A 17255-nucleotide genomic window follows, 5' to 3' on the forward strand; every position below is an offset into this window, starting at 1 on the left:
CCACCCGGCGCAGTGGTTGTCGCTCAGGCCGCTCAATGCCTTTCGCTACAGGTCGTAGCGTAACTGGAGGCGGGGGCCCGAGGGGAGCCCCCCGTCGTGAACTGCCTCACACGCCCCGCCCCTGGCGCCGTACGTACCGGCGGGTATGGTCGACGTCCATGTCGTCCATGCCGCCGATGTGTAGCCGCACCCGCCCGAGCGGCCGTACCGGGCGTCCCCGCTCCACCGAGGCCGACGCGGCCATCCTGGAGGCGACCCGCGCGGCCCTGGTCGAGCTGGGCTGGTCCAAGCTCACGATGGGAGACGTCGCCGGGCGCGCCGGGGTTGCGAAGACGACCCTCTATCGCCGCTGGGCCAACAAGAACGAGCTCGTGGTGGACGCCGTCGCCGTCCTCTTCGACGAACTCGAACTGCCCGACCGGGGTTCCCTCCAGGCGGACATCGAGAACGTCGTCCTCCAGTTCGCGGCCCTCCTGGAACGCCCCGAGACCAAGACGGCCCTGATGGCGGTCGTGGCCGAGTCGACCCGCGACGAGCCGCTGCGCGAGCGGATACGCACCTCGATCGTCGACCGGCAGAAGCGGCTCGTCCTGGAGGGCCGGATCCGGGCGCAGCGGCGCGGCGAGCTTCCGGCGGACCGCGACCCGGCCGCGGTGGACGCCACCGACGACCTGATCTTCGACGTGATCGCGGGCGCGGTCGTGCACCGCGCCCTGGTGAGCGCGGAGCCGGTGGACGAGCCGTGGGTGGCGCGCCTCTCCGCGCTCCTGGTGGGCGGCCTGGGGGCGCTCGCCCACTGAAGGCCACGTACGCGTCAGGGGCGGTACGGGAGTTCCCGTACCGCCCCTGAAGTCCGTCAGGTCCGTGACCGCCGGATCAGAAGCCGGGCGGCTCCGTGTAGACGCCCCACTCGTCCCTGAGGGCGTCGCAGATCTCGCCGAGCGTGGCCTCGGCCCGTACGGCGTCCAGCATCGGGGCGATCATGTTCGAGCCGTCCTTGGCCGCCGCGAGCATGGCGTCGAGGGCGGCGCGGACCTCGGCGTCGTCGCGGCGGGCCTTGCGCGCGCCGAGGGTCTGGACCTGGTCCCGCTCGACCTCGTGGCTGACCCGCAGGATCTCCAGGTCGCCGGTGACGGATCCGTGGGCGCAGTTGACGCCGACGACCCGCTTGTCGCCCTTCTCCAGGGACCGCTGGTACTGGAAGGCGGACTCGGCGATCTCGCCGGTGAACCAGCCGTCCTCGATGCCGCGGAGGATGCCGGAGGTGATCGGGCCGATCGGGTGCTGACCGTCCGGGTGGGCGCGGCGGCCGCGCTCCCGGATCTGGTCGAAGATCTTCTCGGCGTCGGCCTCGATGCGGTCGGTGAGCTGCTCGACGTACCAGGAGCCGCCCAGCGGGTCGGCCACGTTGGCGACGCCGGTCTCCTCCATCAGGACCTGCTGGGTGCGCAGGGCGATCTCGGCGGCCTGCGCGCTGGGGAGCGCGAGGGTCTCGTCGAGGGCGTTGGTGTGGAGGGAGTTGGTGCCGCCGAGGACGGCGGAGAGGGCCTCGACCGCGGTGCGTACGACGTTGTTGTAGGGCTGCTGGGCGGTGAGGGAGACGCCGGCGGTCTGGGTGTGGAAGCGGAGCCACTGCGCCTTGTCGGTCTTCGCGCCGTAGACCTCCTTCATCCAGCGGGCCCAGATGCGGCGGGCGGCGCGGAACTTGGCGATCTCCTCGAAGAAGTCGAGGTGGGCATCGAAGAAGAAGGAGAGGCCGGGGGCGAAGACGTCGACGTCGAGGCCGCGGGAGAGGCCGAGCTCCACGTAGCCGAAGCCGTCCGCGAGGGTGTACGCGAGTTCCTGCGCGGCCGTCGCCCCGGCCTCGCGGATGTGGTAGCCGGAGACGGAGAGCGGCTTGTACGCGGGGATGCCCTGCGCGCAGTGCTCCATCAGGTCGCCGATGAGGCGCAGATGGGGCTCGGGTTCGAAGAGCCACTCCTTCTGCGCGATGTACTCCTTGAAGATGTCGGTCTGGAGGGTGCCGTTGAGGACGGCCGGGTCGACGCCCTGGCGTTCGGCGGCGACCAGGTACATGCAGAAGACGGGGACGGCGGGGCCGGAGATCGTCATCGAGGTGGTGACGTCGCCGAGCGGGATGTCCTGGAAGAGGACCTCCATGTCGGCGGCGGAGTCGATGGCGACGCCGCAGTGGCCGACCTCGCCGAGGGAGCGGGGGTCGTCGGAGTCGCGGCCCATGAGGGTGGGCATGTCGAAGGCGACGGAGAGGCCGCCGCCGCCGGCGGCCAGGATCATCTTGTACCGCTCGTTGGTCTGCTCGGCGTTGCCGAAGCCGGCGAACTGGCGGATGGTCCAGGTCCGGCCCCGGTAGCCGGTCGCGTGCAGGCCCCGGGTGAAGGGGTACTCGCCGGGCCAGCCGATGCGCTCGAACCCCTCGTACGTGTCCCCCGGCCGGGGCCCGTAGACGGGCTCGACCGGGTCCCCGGAGAGCGTCGTGAAGTCGGCGTCGCGCTTGCGGGCCTTGTCGTAACGGGCCTGCCAGCGACGGCGGCCTTCCTCGATCGCGTCAGCGTCCATGCTTCAAATTTACTAGGACGTCCTAGTAAATGTCGATGGCAAAGCCCCGCACATCGGTGCGGGGCCCGGGGTTACGCCTTGGCCGGAGCCGGCTGCGCGCCGCTGACCAGCGGAAGCGTCTCGGCGGCGACCTTGCGCTCGACGAAGAACGCGGCGAACGGGATCGTGCCGCTCACCAGGATCCACAGGAGCTTGCCGAACGGCCAGCGGGCCTTGGAGCCCAGGTCGAAGGCGAAGACCAGGTAGATGATGTAGAGGACACCGTGGGCCTGGGAGACCGCGAAGGTCACGTCCTCGCCCATGTCGAACCCGTACTTGAAGACCATGCAGGTGCACAGCACGAGCAGCATGACGGCGGTCACGTACGCCATGACGCGGTAACGGGTCAACACACTGGATTTCATGCCGTCGAGCGTAACGGCACGTTCCGGGCGATCTTCGCGCGGGTCGGCTCTCGCGGCGCGAGGGCCTAGTTCTCCTCGAAGTCGGCCGCCGCGACCCGGAGCGGGCGCAGCATCGCGAAGATCTCGCCGCACTCCTCCGCGTCGTACGCGCCGAGGCCGAAGTCCATCTCCATCAGGTCGCGGGTCGCGGCCTCGACGACCTCGCGGCCCTTGTCCGTGATGGTCGCGAGGGTGCCGCGGCCGTCGTTCGGGTTGGGGCGCTTGGCGACGAGACCGGACTTCACCAGGCGGTCCACCGTGTTCGTCACCGAGGTGGGGTGGACCATCAGCCGCTCGCCGATCTTCGACATCGGCAGCTCGCCCGCCTTCGAGAAGGTGAGCAGCACCAGGGCCTCGTACCGCGCGAAGGTCAGCCCGTACGGCTTGACGACGGCGTCGACCTCGGCGAGGAGGATCTGATGGGCGCGCATGATCGAGGTGATCGCGGCCATCGAGGGGACCGGGCCCCAGCGCTTCTGCCAGAGCTCGTCGGCTCGGGCGATGGGGTCGAAGGGGAGACTGAGCGGCTTCGGCACGCGTCGACCTTACCGACTGGTCATATGGCGGTCAGCCCCGTCTCGCCTTTCGGTCGCCCGCACCTCGCCGGCGGCGGCGAGGAGGCAGAGCGTGCCGATGACGCCGGTGGCCGCGACGACCGTGTGGACGGACGCGAACTCGGCCGCGAGTCCGGCACCGGCCATTCCGACGCCCTGGACGGTCATCATGCCCGCCGTCATCAGGGTCATGGCTCTCCCCCGCTGCTCCTCGGGGACGGCGGCGACGAAGCGGGCGTCGAGCCCGAGGGTGTACGCGCCGGTGGCGCCGGCCAGGAAGAGGGCGAGGGTCGCGAGGGCCACGCCGGGCCGCGGGGCGTACAGCAGGTAGGGCAGGACGCCGGTCACCGCGAGCGGCAGCACGATCCGGGAGCGGGTCGCCGCGCTGAGGAAGGCACCCGCGCACAGCTCGCCGGCGATGGTGCCGACGGGCAACGCGCACATGAGCAGACCGAGGGCGGCGGTGGAGACGCCGATCTCGTCGGCGTACGGCGCGGCGAGCGCCTCCGGTACGACGGCGAAGAGCGGCGGCACCCAGAACATCAGCATCAGGGCGCGCACGCGCCGGTCGCGCAGGACCGCCCAGGTGCCGCCGAGCCCGCTCGCGGTGGCGGCGCGGGCGGGGCGGCGGGCGGTGCCGAGGCGGAGCAGCAGCGCGGAGACGAGGAAGGTGGCGGCGGTGACGCCGAGGGCACCGCGCGGCGGGACGACGGTGAGGAGGACGCCGGCCACGGCGAAACCGGCGAGGAGGGCGCTCTGGGACACGATCCGCAGGAGGGAACGGCCGAGGACGAAGAGGTCGCCCTCACCGAGGATGTCGGCGAGTGTCGCCATGCGGGTGCCGTTGAAGACGGGCGAGACGACGGCGATGGCGCAGCGCAGCGCGAGCAGGACGGCGACGGGGGTGGCGGGGACGACCATCAGGGCGACGCAGCCGGCGCACACGAGGTCGCAGACGACGAGGATCCGGCGGGGCGGCAGCCGGTCGGTGAGACCGGCGAGAAGGGTGCCGCCGATCAGGTACGGGAGGAAGCCGAGGGCGAAGGTGAGGGAGGAGAGCAGCGGGGAGCGGGTGAGGTCGTAGACGAGCACGGTGAGCGCGAGCTCGCTGACGACGACCCCGAGGAGGGAGAACAGATGCGCCACGAACACGACCCGGAACTCGCGTACGCGGAAGACGGCGCGGTACCCGGGACGGGCGGGGGCGGGGGTGGGGGCGGGGGCGTCGACGGGGGTGGGAACCGGCGGGGCCAGGGGCTCGGAGTCGTGCGGCGGCATGGTGCGCAGACTGCCGCCGTCGGCCGGCGGGTCCTAGACTTTCGGGTCCAGGCGAATCTTCCGGGGGGTCCGTGCCGTACCACCTGCACTTCGGTGAGGGCGATCCCCTGCGGATCCGGTTCGCGGTCTCGCCGCTCTGGGAGACCCATTCCGCCGTACGGGTCCTCGCGCGGCCCCGGCAGCAGGGGTACCACCTGCCGTGGCTGCGGCGGATCGCGGGCGCCGCGCGCGGGCTCGATCTCGGGCCGCTGCACCTGCTGATGCCCCTGCATGGACACAGTCCGGACTTCCTCTACCCGCCGCCGCTCGGACCCGCCGCCACCTTCGCGTGCGAGATCGCCGCCGTACGGGAGACCGATCCCGCCCTCGCCCTGGGCGATTTCGAGCGGGCGCTCGCCGATACGCCGGGCGCGGCCGCCACACCCGAGGGGCGGCGGATGCTCGCCGATCCGGCCGGCGCGGTGGGGCGGCTCGCGGATCTGCTCCAGGCCGCGTGGGACGCGCTGGTCGCGCCCGAGTGGCCCCGGCTCCGGGCGCTCCTGGAGGCGGACGTGGCGTACCACTCGCGGCGGCTCGCGGAGGGCGGCCTCGAACGGCTGCTCACCGAGCTGCACCCGGCCTTCGACTGGGCGGCGGAGACCGCGACGCTCCGGGTGGACTACCACGGGGAGCACGTACGCCCGCTGGACGGCCAGGGGCTCGTCCTCATGCCGTCGGTGTTCACCTGGCCCGACGTGGTGAGCGGTTTCGATCCGCCGTGGCAGCCGACGGTGGCGTATCCGGCGCGGGGCATCGGCGGGCTGTGGGCGGAGCCCGGGGACCGGACGCCGGAGGTCCTCGGGCGGCTTCTGGGCCCGGTGCGCGCGGACGTCCTGTGTGCCCTGGCCGAGCCGATGGGGACCACGGCGCTCGCCCACCTCCTGGGGCGGGCGCCCTCCACCGTCTCCGCGCATCTGTCGGTGCTGCGCGACGCGGGGCTGCTCGCGTCGCGGCGGTACGGCCACCAGGTGCTGTACGAGCGGACCCCGCTGGGGATCGCGGTGTCGCAGACCGGAAGCGGCTGACTGCCGTGCCACGATGGCCCGGAATGTCGTGGAACCTACGTTTCGTACACCGTCCCGTACCCGACCCTGGGGGCCGGATGTCCCGCCGCACCGTCACCGCCGTCGCCCTGACCCTCGTCTCCGCGCTGCTCCTGGCCGGGTGCGGCGAGGACGAGCCCCGGAAGGGCCCCGTCGGCCCGCCGTCCACGCGCAGCGCGTCCGCGGCCGCCCCCGCGAGCGGCTCCCCGTTCTGGGTCGACCCGGAGAGCGACGCGGCCAAGCAGGTCCGGCAGTACGAGGCGCAGGGCAGGACCGAGGACGCCCGGGTCCTGAAGCGGATCGCGGACCGGCCGGTCGCGGACTGGCCGGCCGGCGACGATCCCGTACCGGAGATCACCCGGGCGGTCCGGGGCGCGGCGGCAGAGGACCGTACGGCGGTCTTCGTCGCGTACAACATCCCGCACCGCGACTGCGGGATGTACTCGGCGGGCGGCTCGCACGACGCCCAGGCCTACCGGACCTGGATCGACTCCTTCGCCACCGCGATCGGGGAGGCCTCCGCGATCGTCGTCCTGGAGCCGGACGCGGTCCCGCACGTCGTGGACGGCTGCACCCCGGCCCAGTACCACGACGAGCGGTACGAGCTGCTCGCCGGCGCGATCGAGCGGCTCAAGCGGCAGCCGCGCACCCGGGTCTATCTGGACGCGGGCAACCCGGCCTGGATCGACGACCCGGGCAAGCTGGTGGAGCCGCTGCGCCGGGCGGGGGTGGCACGGGCGGACGGCTTCGCGCTCAACGTCTCGAACTTCCAGCGGAACGAGACGGTACGCGACTTCGGCGCCTCGCTCTCGGGGCTCCTCGGCGGCATCCACTTCACGGTGGACACCAGCCGCAACGGCGCGGGGCCCCTCCCGGGTGACCGGGCGGAGGCCTGGTGCAATCCGCCGGGCCGGTCCCTCGGCGTACCGCCGACGGACCGGACCGGGGACGCGCTGGTCGACGCGTATCTGTGGATCAAGCGGCCCGGCGACTCGGACGGCCAGTGCCGGGGCGGCCCTGCGGCCGGGACCTGGTGGCCGGACTACGCCCTGGGCCTGGCGCGCAGGGCGAAGGCCTGACCCTCGTACGTCAGTCCACCTGGATCCACTTCGCCTCGGACGGGATGCCCTTCGCGTCGGTGACGAAGAGCATGTACCAGCCGGGCGGTACGAGGGTCCGGTCCTTCGGTACGTCGACGGTGATGCTCGACCCGTCCTTGGCCTTCGTCAGTTTCAGTTCCACGGACCGCTGCTCGACGTCCGTGGTGTGGGTGACGGCGCTGGGCCGCATCAGCCGGGCCTTCACGATCCGGTCGGCGTCCTCGGTCCTGAAGGTGGCGCGGCCGTTCCGGTCGAGTTCCCGCGAGCCCGCTCCGAGGACGGGCCGGTCGTCGCCCGCCTTGTGGAGGTAGGGCGGGGTGAAGACCTCGATGCGCTGTTCGAAGGTGCCGAGCCTGGTGTTGTCCTTGTCGTCGAAGAGCGGGTCGGAGCCGAAGGTGGCGACCCGGCCGTCGGGCAGCAGCAGCGCCTCGGAGTGGTAGTTGCGGCCGACGGTGGGCTCGGCGGCCTCGGCGAAGGCGTTGGCCTTCGGGTCGTAGAACTGCGCCTTGAGGATGTCGCTGCCGCTGCGGCCGCGGTAGTCCTCCGAGCCGCCGGTGGTGAAGACCGTGTCGTCGGGCAGCAGGACGCTGCTGAGATAGCGGGTGCCCTGTGGGAGCGACGGCCCGTCCGTGAAGACGGGGCTGTCCTTGGAGAGGTCGATGATGGAGGTGCGGGCGGTGGACTTGGACGACTCGCCGACCCCGCCGCCGCCGAGGACCATGACCTTCTGGTTCTGGACGGGGGGCAGCAGCAGGGAGGCGGAGGTCTCCAGCTGGTCGGGGTCGGTGAGTCCGGAGAGCTTGGTGAAGGAGTTCTTCTTCAGGTCCCACAGGCCCGGCTCGCGGCCCTTCTCGGCGGGGCCGTAACCGGCGTTGGAGCCGCTGTAGAGGAGCTTGCCGCCCTTGGTGAGGAAGAGGGACGGGTAGGTGGGGAAGTAACGGAAGGGGCCCTTGGACCACTTCTTGGTGGCGGGGTCGTAGATCTCGTTGTCGCCGGGGACGACGTCGCCGACGTCGTTGAGGCCGGAGACGGCGAGGACCTTTCCATCCTCCAGGGTGACGAGGGTGGGGTACCAGCGGGCGTCCTTCATGGGGGCGACCGGGATGTACTTCTCCGCCTTCGGGTCGAACTCGTAGGCGCTCTTGATGCCCTGGAAGTCCTGCTTCTCGGTGGTGAGCTTCTGCGCGAGGCCGTAGACGTCGTCGGCGGCGTCGCCCTTGAGGCCGACGACCTCGTACTGCGCGGCCTCGGTGGTGAGGGCCTGCGGGCCCTCCTCGCGGGCCTCGACGAAGACCCGCGCCTCGGCGGCGGTGACCTTCGTCTCCCAGGGCTTCATCTGGCCGCTGTTGAAGTACGAGATCTCGAACTCGCGCTTCGCCTTGGGGACGGTCACGTCGAACTTGGAGACGTACTCGACCCCCGACGGCGAACGGAAGACGGTGCCCTTCTTCAGGGTGACCGCCTTGTCGGGGTTCTCGTTCTTGACCCGCATGCCGCCGCCGGCCTTCTTCACCTCGCCGTTGAGGATCTCGTACCGCGCGGTGCCGCCGGCGACGAGCAGCCGCCCGTCGGGGAGCTGGGTGTGGCCTGCGCAGAAGAAGTCCTCGGGGGTGGGGATCTTCTTGAAGGTGTTCTTCACCGGGTCCCAGAGGACGGTGTCGAAGGTCCCGGCGTCGAAGCTCTTCTGGCTGTTTCCGGAGCCGGCGATGAGCAGCACCTTGCCGGTGTGCAGCAGGGCCGCGTGGATGGCGTTGACGCTGTACGGGGCGGGGACGTTCACCGGCGCCCAGGAGCCGAAGGCCCGCTTGTAGCCGGGCTGGGCGATCTTGTACGCGTGGTACTTCTCCTCGGCGAAGGAGACGGCGGCGGGGGCGTTGAGCGCCGCGAGGACGACGACCGCGCCGCCGCCGAGCAGTGTCTTCTTGAACTTGGGGGACGGCCGGTAGGCCATGGCTCAGTTCCCTCCGGTCGTCGTGGGGGCCGGGGCGGCGGGGGTGGGCGGGAGGGCGGCGGCGGCCCGGACCTCGACCCCTTCGCGGGCGTCGGCGAGACCGCGGGCACGGGCGCGGGCCCGGGCGTGCTCGCGGACCCGCAGGACACGCCGCTCCCGGAAGGTCGTCCAGGCCCAGACGGAGACCGGGGCGAGGGCGATGACGAGGGCGAGGGCGGCCCAGGTGCGCATGGCCGCGTGGGTGTGCCCGTAGTACACGGAGGCGGCGAGCGAGACGACGAGGACCGCCGCCCAGTAGAGGTGGATACGGAAGGTGAGGACCCGGTCGGGGCTGGCCGCGCCGCCCTTGGGGGTGACGACGAAGCGGCCGCGGGTGCGGAGGACCGCCGAGCCGAGCGACTTGAGGTAGATCGGGGCGGAGAGCGCGGACATCGCCATGCCGGCGAGGCCGCCGGAGCCCTCGGGCTCGTGGGGGGAGACGTTGTGCCGCCGGTTCCACAGGTAGAGGCAGATCTGGAGGGCGACGGCGTCGCTGTAGATCATCAGCCACACCGAGGTGGAGACCTGGGTGCCGGAGGCGCCGAACCAGAGGTAGAGGACGCCGCTGAGGATGCCCAGGAGCCAGTTGATGGCCGTCATCGGGTAGTAGACGAGCATCAGGGTGTAGTTGAGGAAGCGCCCCGGCGGGGTTCGGAAGGGGGCCTTCCAGTACTGCTTGACGATGGTCTCGTACGTGCCACGGGACCAGCGCAGCTGCTGGGTGAAGAAGTCCGTCCAGGAGGCCGGGCCCTCGCCGACCGCGAGGACGTCGGGGGTGTAGACGGAGCGCCAGTAGTGGCCGGTGCCCGGGTTCTTCCTGCGGTGCAGCTCGAAGCCGGTGGCCATGTCCTCGGTGATCGAGTCGTACAGGCCGCCGATCTGCTTGATGGCGGAGATCCGGACGACGTTGTTCGTGCCGACGAACATGGGGGCGTGGTAGCGGTTCCCGGCGCGCTGGATGAGGGCGTGGAAGAGGAACTGCTGGGACTCGGCGGCCTTGGTGACGAGGTTGGTGTAGTTGCCGTAGACCTGCGGTCCGACGACGAAGGCGATGTCGGGGTCGCGGAAGTAGCCGAGCATCCGCTCCAGGAAGTTGGGGAGCGGGACGTGGTCGGTGTCGACGGAGGCGAAGTAGTCGTAGGCGTCGCCGTGCATGGCGATCCAGGCGTTGTAGTTGCCGTGCTTGGTCTTCGCCTTGTGCACGCCCTTCTTGCGGTTCCACTCGGGGACGCCGGCGCGGGTGAAGTGGCGGACGCCCAGTTCGGCGCAGAGGGCCTTGGCCTCGTCGGAGTCGCCCTCGTCGAGGAGCCAGACGTCGAGCTTCCCCTCGTGCCGCAGCCTGGTGGCGCCTTCGAGGGTGCCGCGGACCATGGAGAGCGGTTCCTTGCCCGGGACGTACGTGGTGAGGAAGGCGACGCGGGTGCCCGGCTCGGCGTACACGGGTATCGGGTCGCGGGCGACCATGGTGGCGTGGGCGATCGACGTGACGTTCACCAGCATGAAGAAGCAGATGAGGCCGATCGACACGAGCATCGCGGTGTCGAGGTGGACGAGCCAGGGGTCGCCGCCCTCGCGGACGGTCCAGTGGCTGGGCCAGACGAGGTAGGCGAGGAGCAGCGCCGAGAGGAGCGGCGCGAGGCTCATGAGGAGGACGGCTCGTATTCGGTGCGGCTCCTTCGCGAGCAGACTTCGGTACTGCACCGTGTAGGCCGCCGGGTCCGGTTCGGTGAGCGGGCCGGCGAGTCGGCTGTAGGTGTCGTAGTCGTAGCCTCCCGGCCGCACGGTGCCTCCAGCTGTCGTCGAACGTGTCGATACCCCAACAAAAGGGGACATCGTTCGGCGTGTCGACTGGAGTCGTCCGAGTGAGGGTTTTTGCCGGGTACGGCCGGCCGGGGCGCGGGACGGCGCGAGACCCCGGTCCTGGAGCAGGGCCGGGGTCTCGTTCCGTACGGGGTGTCAGGCGCCGAGGTGGCGCTCCACGGTCTCGACCTTCGAGGTCAGACCGTCCGTCACACCGGGGCGGATGTCGGCCTTCATGACCACGGAGACGCGCGGCGCGCGGGCCTCCACGGCGGCGACGGCACGCTTCACGACGTCCATGACCTCGTCCCAGTCACCTTCGACGGAGGTGAACATGGCGTCGGTGCGGTTCGGGAGGCCTGACTCGCGGACGACCCGGACGGCCTCGGCGACGTACTCGCCGACTTCCTCCCCCACACCCAGCGGGGTGACCGAGAACGCGACGATCACGCCTGCACCGCGCTCTCCGCGCGGGCGCGGGAGGCGATGACCGCGGCCTCGGCCTCGCGCTTCAGCTTCCGCTCGGCGTAGAAGCCGCCGAACGGCAGCACCGAGAGGGCGAAGTACACGGCGGCGGTGCCGAAGCTCCACTTGGTGCGGTTCCAGGCGTCCAGCCAGAACAGGACGTAGAGGATGAACAGCACGCCGTGGATCGCACCCATGACCGGCACCGCGTTGAAGTCCGTCGTCCGCTTGAGCACCGAGCAGACCAGCAGGAGCAGGAAGGAGACGGCCTCCGGCGCGGAGACGAGCCGGAGCCGGTGGAGGGAGGAGGCGGTCTTGATGTCCACGGAGGGGTCACCTTCGTTCGATCGTGTGACGGGATCTTGTGAACGGATGCACAAGGGCCCGTCCATTGTGCACGCCGACTTTGCTGTCTCTTTATCCGGGTCCCCAGTACCTTCAACGGGTGGCAACGTTCCGACTCCAAGGCAGCAAGGTGCTCGCCGTCTCGATGACAGGCGACGCCGTCAAGGCGAAGAACGGCTCGATGGTCGCCTACGACGGCCAGATGGCGTTCAAGAAGATGAGTGGCGGCGGTGAGGGCCTGCGCGGCATGGTGACCCGCCGGCTCACCGGCGAGCAGATGGAGGTGATGGAGGTACGCGGCCAGGGGACCTGCTGGTTCGCCGACCGGGCCTCCGAGATCAACCTCGTCAGCCTGCACGGCGAGAAGCTCTGGGTCGAGGCGAGCAATCTGCTCTGCACCGACGCGGGGCTGCGCACCGGTACGACCTTCACGGGTCTGCGCGGCGGCGCCACCGGCAACGGCCTGTTCACGACCACGGTCGAGGGCACGGGCCAGGCGGCGCTCATGTCCGACGGCCCGGCGGTCGTGCTGCGGGTGACCCCGCAGTACCCGCTCCAGGTCGACCCCGGCGCGTACATCGCGCACCAGGGCAACCTCCAGCAGCACTTCCAGTCCGGTGTGACCTTCCGCACCTTCATGGGCGAGGGCGGCGGCGAGGCGTTCCAGATCCGCTTCGAGGGCGACGGACTCGTGTACGTCCAGCCCAGCGAGCGGAACACGATCGGGGGCGACGTCTGATGCCGTTCCGCGAGATCAACTCGAAGATGGTCGAGGCGACCGTCATCCCCGGGCAGCGGATGTTCAGCCAGCGCGGCGCGATGCTCGCGTACCGCGGCGACGTCACTTTCACGCCGAACACGGCGGGCGGTCAGGGCGGCCTGATGTCGATGATCGGCCGCCGGGTGGCCGGCGAGGCGACGCCGCTGATGACCGTCGAGGGCAACGGCACGGTGATGTTCGGGCACGGCGGCCACCACATCCAGGTGATCGGCCTGACCGGCGACACCCTGTACGTGGAGGCCGACCGGCTGCTCGCCTTCGACGGCACGCTCGAACAGGGCACGATGTTCATGGGCTCGCAGGGCGGGGTCATGGGCATGGTCCGCGGCCAGGTCACCGGCCAGGGCCTCTTCACGACCACCCTCAAGGGCCACGGCGCGGTGGCCGTCATGGCCCACGGCGGCGTCATCGAGCTGCCGATCACCCCGGGCCGCCCGGTCCACGTCGACCCGCAGGCGTACGTGGCCCACCACGGCGACGTACGGAACAAGCTGTCCACCGCGCTGGGCTGGCGCGACATGGTGGGGCGCGGCTCGGGCGAGGCGTTCCAGCTGGAGCTGAGCGGCAGCGGCGCGGTGTACGTCCAGGCCTCGGAGGAGAAGCTGTGAGCACCCCGGTGATCCACGACCCGGCGACCCTTCCGTCGGACGACAACGTGAACCCGTACACCTTCTGCGTGGAGCTGAAGGGCTCCCAGTGGTTCCTGCAGAAGGGCAAGATGATCGCCTACTACGGGCGGATCGAGTTCAACGGCATCGGGCACGGGCGGCTGGACCGCCTGGTCCGGACGTCGTTCCACTCGCCGCTGCACGCGAGCGACTGGGTGGTGGCCGAGGGCAGCGGGAAGATGCTGCTGGCGGACCGGGCCTTCGACGTGAACTCGTTCGACCTGGACCAGGGCAACCTGACGATCCGTTCGGGGAACCTGCTCGCCTACCAGCCGACGCTCGCCCTGAAGCAGTCGATCGTGCCGGGCTTCGTGACGCTGATCGGCACGGGCAAGTTCGTGGCCGCGTCGAACGGTCCCGTGGTCTTCATGGAGCCGCCGATGCGGGTGGACCCGCAGGCCCTGGTGGGCTGGGCGGACTGCCCGTCGCCGTGCCACCACTACGACCACGGCTACATGACGGGCGTGATGGGCGGCGTACGGGCCCTGACGGGCCTCGGCGGCACCTCGGGCGAGGAGCACCAGTTCGAGTTCGTGGGCGCGGGCACGGTGCTGCTCCAGTCGACGGAGATGCTGATGGCGGACCGGGCGATCGGCGGGCCCCCGGCCCAGGCGGGCGTTCCGGGCGGCCACGGAGGGCACGGTTCCGGCCAGGGGGCCCCGGGCTCGGCACCGCGTCTTCCCGGCCAGCTGGGGGACCTCCAGCGTCGCTTCGGTCTGTGAGCGGTAGTCTGCGGAGTGTGACGCACTCGAACGCGCGCTCCCAGATTTCGTCAAGCATTCAACTTCTTAGGTAGAATCCATATATGGAGACCGAGACCGCCACCCCGTGGCTCACCGACGGCGAGCAGTGCGCCTGGCGCACGTTCCTGGACGTCCAGAGGATGCTGACGTACCAGCTGGAGAGGGATCTCCAGCCCTTCGGCCTGACGATGAACGACTACGAGATCCTGGTGAACCTCTCGGAGTCGGCGGAGCGGCGGCTGCGCATGAGCGATCTGGCCGCGGCCACCCTCCAGTCGAAGAGCCGGCTCTCGCACCAGATCACCCGGATGGAGAACGCCGGGCTCGTCCGGCGTGAGAACTGCGAGTCCGACCGGCGCGGGCTGTACGCCGTCCTCACCGACGACGGCATGGAGACCATGCGGAAGGTCGCCCCGCACCACGTCGAGTCGGTGCGCAGGCACTTCATCGACCAGATCGGCGGGGACGCCCTCGGCGACCTCCACCAGTCCCTGAAGCCGGTCGCCGAGCAGCTGCGCGGACGGCGCGGCAAGCCGTGACCTGACATAGACGCAGACGCGTACGCACACGAGTGAGGGCCTCTCCGGGTGACCGGGGAGGCCCTCACTCGTCCGTCCGCGTGCCTCAGTTGCCCGTCAGGCTCGCGACCAGTTCGTCGGAGGCCGCGTACGGGTCGAGGCCGCCCGCCACGATCCGCTCCGCGAGCGCGTCGAGGCGCCGGTCGCCGTGCAGGTCGCCGATCTTCTCGCGCAGGGCCGTGACCGCGATGGTCTCGACCTCGCGCGCGGCACGGGTCCTGCGGCGCTCCGCGAGGACCCCGTGCTCCTCCATCCAGGCACGGTGCTTCTCCAGGGCCTCCACGACCTCGTCGATGCCCTCGCCGCGCGCCGCGACCGTCTTGACGATCGGCGGCCGCCAGTCGCCGGGGCCGCGTGCCTCGCCGAGCCCCAGCATGTGGTTGAGCTCGCGGGCGGTGGCGTCCGCGCCGTCCCGGTCGGCCTTGTTGACCACGTACACGTCGCCGATCTCCAGGATGCCCGCCTTCGCGGCCTGGATCCCGTCGCCCATGCCCGGCGCGAGGAGGACGACCGAGGTGTCGGCCTGGGAGGCGATCTCGACCTCGGACTGCCCGACGCCGACGGTCTCCACGAGGATCACCTCGCAGCCGGCCGCGTCCAGGACGCGGATGGCCTGCGGGGCGGACCAGGCGAGCCCGCCCAGATGGCCGCGGGTCGCCATGGACCGGATGTAGACGCCGGGGTCGGAGGCGTGCTCCGACATCCGGACCCGGTCACCGAGGAGCGCTCCCCCGCTGAACGGCGAGGACGGGTCGACGGCCAGGACGCCGACCCGCTTGCCGGCCCGCCGGTAGGCGGAGACGAGCGCGGACGTCGACGTGGACTTGCCGACGCCCGGCGAGCCCGTCAGACCCACCACGTACGCGCCGCCGGTGAGCGGCGCGAGGGCCGCCATCACCTCGCGCAGCTGCGGGGACGCCCCCTCGACGAGGGAGATCAGCCGGGCCACGGCCCGCGGCCGGCCCTCCCGTGCCTGGGCGACGAGTTCGGGGACGTCCACCATCTGCGCTTGCTCCTTGCCTGAGCCGGGTGCTTACTTGCCGTTGCCGGGGACGCGCACGATCAGCGCGTCGCCCTGGCCGCCACCGCCGCACAGGGCGGCCGCGCCGACGCCGCCGCCGCGCCGCTTGAGCTCCAGGGCCAGGTGGAGCACCACACGGGCGCCGGACATGCCGATCGGGTGGCCGAGGGCGATGGCGCCACCGTTGACGTTCACCTTCTCGGGGGTAACGCCGAGGTCCTTCATTGACTGCACGGCGACCGCGGCGAAGGCCTCGTTGATCTCGATCAGGTCGAGGTCCTCGACGCCCAGGCCCTCCTTCTTCAGGGCGTGCCGGATCGCGTTGGACGGCTGCGACTGGAGCGAGTTGTCGGGGCCGGCCACGTTGCCGTGGGCGCCGATCTCGGCGATCCACTGAAGGCCCAGCTCCTGGGCCTTGGCCTTGCTCATGACGACGACGGCGGCGGCGCCGTCGGAGATCTGCGAGGAGGTGCCGGCGGTGATCGTCCCGTCCTTGGCGAAGGCGGGGCGGAGCTTGCCGAGGGACTCGGCGGTGGTCTCCGCGCGGATGCCCTCGTCCTTGGCGAAGACGACCGGGTCGCCCTTGCGCTGCGGGATCTCGACCGGGGTGATCTCGGCCTCGAAGATGCCGTTCTTCTGGGCGGCGGCGGCGCGCTGGTGCGAGAGGGCGGCGATCTCGTCCTGCTCGGGCCGCTTGATGCCCAGGCGGGTGTTGTGCTTCTCGGTGGACTCGCCCATGGCGATGCCCTCCATGGAGTCCGTGAGGCCGTCGTACGCCATGGAGTCGAGCATCTCGATCGCGCCGTACTTGAAGCCCTCACGGGACTTCGGGAGCAGGTGCGGGGCGTTGGTCATCGACTCCTGGCCGCCGGCGACGACGATGTCGAACTCACCGGCGCGGATGAGCTGGTCGGCGAGGGCGATGGCGTCGAGACCCGACAGACACACCTTGTTGATGGTGAGGGCCGGGACGCTCATCGGGATGCCGGCCTTGACGGCGGCCTGGCGGGCGGGGATCTGCCCGGCGCCCGCCTGGAGCACCTGGCCCATGATCACGTACTGGACCTGGTCGCCGCCGATGCCGGCCCGGTCGAGGGCGGCCTTGATGGCGAAGCCGCCGAGCTCCGCGCCCGAGAAGGACTTGAGCGAGCCGAGCAGGCGACCCATGGGCGTGCGGGCGCCCGCGACGATCACTGAGGTGGTACCGGTCGTTCCAGACATGAGGCACGGCCCCTAGGGATGAGAAGTGAACGAGGGTTTACCGCCAATGTACTGAGCGGCGCCGCGCCGGGTCACCGGCCAGTCGGTGTGACGGCGCGCACGTTGCGTAACCACCGTCCCGGCGTTGCACTGGAGGCATGCTGACGCGAATCGACCACATCGGGATCGCCTGTTTCGACCTGGACAAGACTGTCGAGTTCTACCGTGCCACGTACGGTTTCGAGGTCTTCCACTCCGAGGTCAACGAGGAGCAGGGCGTCCGCGAGGCCATGCTGAAGATCAACGACACCTCGGACGGCGGAGCCTCGTACCTCCAGCTCCTGGAGCCGACCAGGGAGGACTCGGCGGTGGGCAAGTGGCTCGCCAAGAACGGCGAGGGCGTGCACCACATCGCCTTCGGTACGGCGGACGTGGACAGCGCTGCCGGCGACATCCGTTCCAAGGGCGTCCGGGTCCTCTACGACGAGCCGCGGATCGGCTCCATGGGCTCCCGGATCACCTTCCTCCACCCCAAGGACTGCCACGGCGTGCTCACGGAACTGGTCACCTCGGCCGAGCCGTCGGCTGACCACTCCTCAGTGGAGCACTGACCTCCGGATTCCTGGCCCG

General features: G+C 70.8%; 18 protein-coding genes. 8 read left to right on the forward strand and 10 right to left on the reverse strand.

What is annotated here, in order from left to right:
* Positions 1-176 precede the first annotated feature (176 nt).
* Positions 177-800: a TetR/AcrR family transcriptional regulator gene (locus ABT034_RS15400; protein WP_351215400.1), complete on the forward strand. Its 624-nt coding sequence runs from the start codon at positions 177-179 to the stop codon at positions 798-800.
* Between the two features lie 76 nt (positions 801-876).
* Here the strand turns inward: ABT034_RS15400 and icmA are convergent, their stop codons facing one another.
* From icmA to ABT034_RS15420, 4 genes are all read right to left on the reverse strand, one after another.
* Positions 877-2577 (reverse strand): coenzyme B12-dependent isobutyryl-CoA mutase large subunit, encoded by a 1701-nt coding sequence (gene icmA, locus ABT034_RS15405; protein WP_351215223.1) that lies wholly within the window; start codon positions 2575-2577, stop codon positions 877-879.
* Positions 2578-2648: 71 nt separating this feature from the next.
* A complete protein-coding gene (locus ABT034_RS15410; RefSeq protein ID WP_351215225.1) occupies positions 2649-2981 on the reverse strand; it encodes a DUF3817 domain-containing protein in 333 nt (110 codons plus the stop codon).
* Between the two features lie 65 nt (positions 2982-3046).
* Positions 3047-3556 (reverse strand): MarR family winged helix-turn-helix transcriptional regulator, encoded by a 510-nt coding sequence (locus ABT034_RS15415; protein WP_351215227.1) that lies wholly within the window; start codon positions 3554-3556, stop codon positions 3047-3049.
* 9 nt (positions 3557-3565) lie between these two features.
* A complete protein-coding gene (locus ABT034_RS15420) occupies positions 3566-4852 on the reverse strand; it encodes an MFS transporter (RefSeq protein WP_351215229.1) in 1287 nt (428 codons plus the stop codon).
* A gap of 71 nt (positions 4853-4923) precedes the next feature.
* Between ABT034_RS15420 and ABT034_RS15425 the strand changes: the two genes are divergently transcribed.
* Together ABT034_RS15425 and ABT034_RS15430 are read left to right on the forward strand one after the other, a co-directional pair.
* Positions 4924-5916, forward strand: a complete 993-nt coding sequence (locus ABT034_RS15425) for an ArsR/SmtB family transcription factor (protein ID WP_351215231.1) — start codon at positions 4924-4926, stop codon at positions 5914-5916.
* Positions 5917-5993: 77 nt separating this feature from the next.
* Complete coding sequence (locus ABT034_RS15430) at positions 5994-7013, forward strand: glycoside hydrolase family 6 protein (RefSeq protein ID WP_351215233.1); 1020 nt, start codon at positions 5994-5996, stop codon at positions 7011-7013.
* 10 nt (positions 7014-7023) lie between these two features.
* Here the strand turns inward: ABT034_RS15430 and glxA are convergent, their stop codons facing one another.
* The 4 genes from glxA to ABT034_RS15450 all read right to left on the reverse strand — a co-directional run bounded on the left by glxA (position 7024) and on the right by ABT034_RS15450 (position 11615).
* Positions 7024-8985, reverse strand: a complete 1962-nt coding sequence (glxA, locus tag ABT034_RS15435; RefSeq protein ID WP_351215235.1) for a radical copper oxidase GlxA — start codon at positions 8983-8985, stop codon at positions 7024-7026.
* Positions 8986-8988: 3 nt separating this feature from the next.
* Positions 8989-10806 carry a glycosyltransferase family 2 protein gene (locus ABT034_RS15440; RefSeq protein ID WP_351215237.1) on the reverse strand — a complete coding sequence of 606 codons (1818 nt, stop codon included), beginning with the start codon at positions 10804-10806 and terminating at the stop codon, positions 8989-8991.
* Between the two features lie 174 nt (positions 10807-10980).
* Positions 10981-11274: an MTH1187 family thiamine-binding protein gene (locus ABT034_RS15445; RefSeq protein WP_351215239.1), complete on the reverse strand. Its 294-nt coding sequence runs from the start codon at positions 11272-11274 to the stop codon at positions 10981-10983.
* Positions 11271-11615, reverse strand: coding sequence for a DUF3817 domain-containing protein (locus ABT034_RS15450; RefSeq protein WP_351215241.1), 345 nt, complete (start codon positions 11613-11615; stop codon positions 11271-11273). Before ABT034_RS15450 ends, ABT034_RS15445 begins: the two co-directional genes overlap by 4 nt.
* A 119-nt stretch (positions 11616-11734) precedes the next feature.
* On the opposite strand from ABT034_RS15450, the gene ABT034_RS15455 reads away from it, so the two are divergent.
* From ABT034_RS15455 to ABT034_RS15470, 4 genes are all read left to right on the forward strand, one after another.
* Positions 11735-12373 (forward strand): AIM24 family protein, encoded by a 639-nt coding sequence (locus tag ABT034_RS15455; RefSeq protein WP_351215243.1) that lies wholly within the window; start codon positions 11735-11737, stop codon positions 12371-12373.
* Positions 12373-13023 carry an AIM24 family protein gene (locus ABT034_RS15460; RefSeq protein ID WP_351215245.1) on the forward strand — a complete coding sequence of 217 codons (651 nt, stop codon included), beginning with the start codon at positions 12373-12375 and terminating at the stop codon, positions 13021-13023. Before ABT034_RS15455 ends, ABT034_RS15460 begins: the two co-directional genes overlap by 1 nt.
* Positions 13020-13805 (forward strand): AIM24 family protein, encoded by a 786-nt coding sequence (locus ABT034_RS15465; RefSeq protein ID WP_351215247.1) that lies wholly within the window; start codon positions 13020-13022, stop codon positions 13803-13805. Before ABT034_RS15460 ends, ABT034_RS15465 begins: the two co-directional genes overlap by 4 nt.
* 83 nt (positions 13806-13888) lie before the next feature.
* The gene (locus ABT034_RS15470; RefSeq protein WP_351215249.1) at positions 13889-14365 is read left to right on the forward strand and encodes a MarR family winged helix-turn-helix transcriptional regulator; all 477 of its coding nucleotides are present in this window, start codon (positions 13889-13891) and stop codon (positions 14363-14365) included.
* 85 nt (positions 14366-14450) lie between these two features.
* On the opposite strand, the gene meaB is transcribed toward ABT034_RS15470, so the two are convergent.
* A complete protein-coding gene (gene meaB / locus ABT034_RS15475; RefSeq protein ID WP_351215251.1) occupies positions 14451-15407 on the reverse strand; it encodes a methylmalonyl Co-A mutase-associated GTPase MeaB in 957 nt (318 codons plus the stop codon).
* A gap of 30 nt (positions 15408-15437) precedes the next feature.
* The gene (locus ABT034_RS15480; protein WP_351215253.1) at positions 15438-16646 is read right to left on the reverse strand and encodes an acetyl-CoA C-acetyltransferase; all 1209 of its coding nucleotides are present in this window, start codon (positions 16644-16646) and stop codon (positions 15438-15440) included.
* A gap of 137 nt (positions 16647-16783) precedes the next feature.
* On the opposite strand from ABT034_RS15480, the gene mce reads away from it, so the two are divergent.
* Complete coding sequence (gene mce / locus ABT034_RS15485; protein WP_351215255.1) at positions 16784-17236, forward strand: methylmalonyl-CoA epimerase; 453 nt, start codon at positions 16784-16786, stop codon at positions 17234-17236.
* Positions 17237-17255 lie beyond the last annotated feature (19 nt).

The sequence above is a fragment of the Streptomyces sp. NPDC002773 genome (assembly GCF_040295605.1).
In the GTDB taxonomy this organism is placed as follows: Bacteria; Actinomycetota; Actinomycetes; order Streptomycetales; family Streptomycetaceae; genus Streptomyces.